Genomic DNA, 4333 nt, shown 5'->3' on the forward strand with positions numbered 1-4333 from the left:
CCTAAACCAGTCGCTGCAAAATAAAGACCCATTAATAAAGAAGCATACTTTACGGGTGCTAGTTTCGTGATAAAGGATAACGACACTGGAGATAAGCTTAACTCACCTATTGTGTGGAACAAGTAAGCTAGTATTAACCAAATCATGGAAGAACTTCCATTTGCATTATATTCCTTAGCAGCAAAAATCATGAATACAAAACCTAGTCCCATAATTACGGTTCCTATAGCCATTTTGAATAAAGAAGAAGCTTCTTTGTTTTTCAGTTTCCTTCTCGCCCAGAAATTTGCTACGGCCACCGCAAACAAAAGGATAAATCCGGCATTTAAACCTTGGAACATAGGTGTGGGAATTTCGTACCCCCACAATACTCTATCCGTTTTGTTCTCTGTATAAATACTCATTAATCCACCAGCTTGTTCGAAGGCTCCCCAGAAAACAATCACCAATAAGAATGAAAGTAACAATACAAGTAATCTATCTCGCATGATTCGCTCTTCCAAACTTTTGTAAATCATCATTATCAATCCGATCACTAAAGACAAGAAAATAAACAAGGCTCCATATCCCCATCTATCAACTTCCTCATATGTAAATCCAAAATACACGGAGAAAATAAGTAATACCCCCACGATTAATAAGTGTTTCGGCGATTTTAATAAATTCATGTAAAGCTGCGGTAAAGAAACATCATCATTATCTTCTGATTTTACAGGTTTATTACCAACTTCAGCAATATACTTTTGGCCAAAGACATACACTAACAATCCGAATAACATGGCTATTCCAGCTAACCCAAACCCTGCATGCCATCCCCATACAGCAACTACAGCTCCTACTGTTGAAGTTGCAAGTAATGAACCAAGGTTTATTCCTATGTAAAATATACTGAATCCTTTATCTCTACGAATATCACCAGGTTTGTATAGACCTCCAACCATAGTTGAAATGTTCGGTTTTAAACAACCTACACCTAATACAATAAGTCCTAAACCTGTAAAGAAGGCCCACTCTGCTTCTACAGCCAATGTACCATGACCTAAACACAGAATTATGGCTCCGAGCATTACTGTTTTCTTTTGTCCTAGTAATTTATCCGCTATAATACCTCCGGGTATAGAAACTACATATACCAACATAACATACCAACCGTACAATTTCAATGCTTCCGCTTCTGTCCAACCTAAACCAGGTCCGTTAGAATCGCTAGCAGTTGCAATCATATAAATTACCAAAATGGCTCTCATCCCATAATAGGAGAATCTCTCCCACATTTCAGTGAAGAATAAGATGTATAAACCGATTGGATGACCAAACAATTCTCTTGAATGTTTTCCTTCCATACTCATGAATTTCTAGTTTTATTAGGGTCGTGAAAATAATCAAAAATTGTGATTTGAGGCATTTTTACTGGGGTATTCACCCAAACTACCGATTAAATATAAAATTGACCATTCATTTCTATACCCAAACTAAGTATATCGTTTTGTTTCATCCCTTAAATTAAGTTCTTATTTTTGCACAAATTTTCCGAGAATATGACGTTAAATACAAAACTTTACACCCTACTCTTTCTAAGTCTTTTAACCTTCTCTTGCAAGGATATTTTACCCGCGAAAGAAGAGGCTGTTCAGCCCCAACAGAAATTAGAAGTTCAAGCTCAGGAAAATGGAGACGCACACTCTTATGCCAACATTTCAGAGATCAAAACAGATCACCTTCACTTAGATTTAGAAGTTGACTTTAACGACAAGATAATTTTCGGTGTTGCACGTCATACAATGACGAATAATGGAACAGACACAGCAATTTTTGATGTTTCTGGATTAGATATTCAACGCGTTACCTTAGGAAAAGAAAAGGAAATCGAAACGGACTATATCATTGGTGAAGAAAAGGGGGAACAAGGTGCTCCTTTAGCCGTAAAAATTGCCGATAGCACAACACAGATTAATATCTACTACAAAACTACTGAGGCGTCGAACGCTTTAGACTGGTTGGCTCCTGCAATGACAGAAGGTAAAGTACATCCTTTTTTATATACACAAGGTCAGGCCATTTTAACGAGAACATGGATTCCTATCCAAGACACACCTGCCAACAGAATAACGTATAGTGCAGATTTAACGGTTCCAAAAGATTTAATCGCGTTAATGAGTGCTACCAATCCAACGGAGAAAAACGCAGAGGGAAAATATCACTTTGAAATGGAACAAGCCGTTCCTTGTTACTTGATTGCTTTGGCCGTTGGAGATATTGCTTATGCTTCCTTAGGAGAAAACTGCGGAGTATACTCAGAACCTAGTTTATTAGAAGCTGTTAAATATGAATTCGCTGATCTTCCTAAAATGATAGATGCCGCTGAAGCTTTATATGGTAAATACCAGTGGGAAGTGTACGATGTTCTAGTATTACCTTACTCTTTCCCATTTGGAGGAATGGAGAATCCACGTTTAACTTTTGCTAACCCAACCTTGATTGCAGGTGACAGAAGTTCTACTTCAGTTATTGCCCACGAATTGGCCCACAGCTGGTCAGGAAACCTAGTAACCAACGCATCTTGGGATGACTTCTGGTTAAATGAAGGGTTTACCGTGTATTTCGAAAACAGAATTATGGAAGCCATTTACGGACAAGAAATTGCGGATATGCTTTCTCTTGTTGAATTCCAAGAATTGAAACACACCTTGGAAAAAATGGCCACGAGTGAACATCCAGAAGATACACGTCTAAAATTAGATTTAGAAAACCGTAGACCAGATGATGGTATGACTGACATCGCTTACGTTAAAGGAGCTTTTTTCTTGAAAACACTTGAAGATACGGTAGGAAGAGAAGCTTTCGATATTTTCTTAAACAAATATTTCGATACGCATAAATTCCAAACCCTAACAACGGAAGACTTTATTGCTTACTTAAACAAGGAACTTTTAGGACCAGCAAATATTTCATTTAATACAGAAGAATGGATTTATGAAAATGGTTTGCCCAACAATTGTAAGGAAATCACTTCAGATCGTTTTGTGAAGGCTGAGGAGAATGCCAAAGCGATTGCAGCTGGGAATGCAGAAAAATTAAATGCATTAAACCGCGATACCTATGTAATGCAAGAATGGTTAGCTTTCTTAAGAACCTTGGACCAACAAGAGATTGATACTACTTTAATGGCAAGCCTTGATGACCAATGTGATTTTACACACTGGGGAAATGCAGAAATTGCAGAAGAATGGTTTGGATTAGCGATTAAAACAGGTTATACACCTGTAAAAGACGAATTGGAAGCTTTCTTAATGAAGGTTGGAAGAAGAAAGTTTTTAGAACCTTTATACGAAGCTTTAATAGCTGGAAAACACGAAGGATTAAATAAAGAGTTTGCTTTGGAGATATTTGAAAAAGCGAAAAACAACTACCACGCCGTATCAGCTACAACACTAAGAGAAATGTTAGCTATCTAAACTGACTTTCTTCTTAGAATTGTTTTCAAAATTAACTTAAAAAAGCGCCTTGGTTGGGCGCTTTTTTTATGCTAGACCTCCACACCTGCTAGGGTTAAGGTATCAATATCTATTTTCTTCATTCCTAAAAAAGCCTCGCTGACGGCTTCAATTCTACTTTGGTCTTGTAATAAATCACCGAGAACAGAAGGGATAATTTGCCAGGATACTCCAAACTGATCAATAAGCCATCCACATCTCATTTCTTCACCTCCTGTTGACAATTCATTCCAGAAAAAATCTATCTCTTCCTGCGTATCACACAAAAGCATAAATGAGGCTCCCTCAGAAAAATTCCAGGTATGACTTTCAGGATTTTCAGACAACATGACCATTGTATCATTTATTCGGAATTGAGTATGTTGAATTTTACCTTCGCTGTCCTTTCCTGATTGCGCATCATATTTCAAAATACCTCCTGATTGAAAATCTTCAAATAGGGACTGGTACAAATTTAGCGCTTGCTCTCCCCTTCCAAAGTTATCACCTGAAAAGGTTAAAAAAGGAGAAACTCTCTGATTTACCAATTCCAAGTTACCAAGGGCTAATTGCCAAGTCACCCCAAATTTATCTTCGACCCATGTATACTTTTCCGACCATGGATATTGGTCTAAAGGCATCAATATTTTTCCCTCCTCAATAAATTTTTGGTAGACCCTATCAAATTCTTGCTCTGTTTCAAAGAGGTAATAAAAAGAAAAAGAAGGTGATTTCTTATCAACTCCTTCTCCATTCATTAAAGTCACTCGCGTTCCATCTATGCTAAGACCTATTAAAAACGGACTCTCACTAATGAGCTGCACATTATGTAAATATTCTGTATAAAAGCGAGCGGCTTC

Annotated in this window: 3 protein-coding genes; 1 reads left to right on the forward strand and 2 read right to left on the reverse strand. The window is 37.4% G+C overall.

Annotation, left to right across the window (positions count from 1 at the left end):
- On the reverse strand, positions 1 to 1349 hold a 1349-nt coding region (locus R3333_RS12705; protein WP_318959149.1), incomplete at its 3' end, for a peptide MFS transporter.
- A 189-nt stretch (positions 1350 to 1538) separates the two neighbouring features.
- On the opposite strand from R3333_RS12705, the gene R3333_RS12710 reads away from it, so the two are divergent.
- Positions 1539 to 3455, forward strand: coding sequence for a M1 family metallopeptidase (locus R3333_RS12710; RefSeq protein WP_318959150.1), 1917 nt, complete (start codon positions 1539 to 1541; stop codon positions 3453 to 3455).
- A 71-nt stretch (positions 3456 to 3526) separates the two neighbouring features.
- On the opposite strand, the gene R3333_RS12715 is transcribed toward R3333_RS12710, so the two are convergent.
- The coding region (locus R3333_RS12715) for a VOC family protein (protein ID WP_318959151.1) at positions 3527 to 4333 on the reverse strand (807 nt) is incomplete at its 5' end.

It is taken from the genome of Lishizhenia sp. (genome assembly GCF_033720595.1).
GTDB lineage: Bacteria > Bacteroidota > Bacteroidia > Flavobacteriales_D > Crocinitomicaceae > Lishizhenia.